A 618-nucleotide genomic window follows, 5' to 3' on the forward strand; every position below is an offset into this window, starting at 1 on the left:
CGGGAGCTGTATGAGGCGTTCCCGGTCTTCGCGGCGTCGTTCGACGAGGTGTGCGCTGAGTTTGATGGGCATCTGCCGCGTGCGTTGCGTCAGGTGGTGTTCGCGGAGGTGGGTTCTGACGAGGCCGGTCTGTTGGATCAGACCGTGTTCGCGCAGGCGGGGTTGTTCGCGGTGGAGGTGGCGTTGTGGGAGCTGCTGTCGTCGTGGGGTGTGCGGGCGGACTACTTCGCGGGTCATTCGATTGGTGAGGTGTCGGCGGCGTACGTGGCGGGGATGTTGTCGTTGGCGGATGCGTGTGTGTTGGTGGCGGCGCGGGGTCGGTTGATGCAGGCGTTGCCGGCTGGTGGGGTGATGGCGGCGGTCGGTGCGTCCGAGGCGGCAGTGCGGGAGGTCGTCGACGCTGCGGGTGCGGGCGTGGACATCGCGGCGGTGAACGGCCCGGCGTCGGTGGTGGTGTCGGGTGCGGCGGGCGAGGTGGCCTCGGTGGTGGCGACCGCCCGTGAGCGGGGTTGGCGGGTCAAGGAGTTGTCGGTCAGTCACGCGTTCCATTCGCGGTTGATGGAGCCGATGCTGGACGAGTTCCGGTCGGTGGTGGCGGGGCTGGACTGGCGGGTGCCG

At 69.1% G+C, this 618-nt stretch carries 1 protein-coding gene; it reads left to right on the forward strand.

The features are described 5' to 3' along the window. Positions 1 to 618 (forward strand): acyltransferase domain-containing protein (locus tag V6V16_RS27790; protein ID WP_334566914.1); only part of this gene is annotated, 618 nt, incomplete at both ends.

Source organism: Micromonospora sp. CPCC 205561, from assembly GCF_036906775.1.
Taxonomy (GTDB): domain Bacteria; phylum Actinomycetota; class Actinomycetes; order Mycobacteriales; family Micromonosporaceae; genus Micromonospora.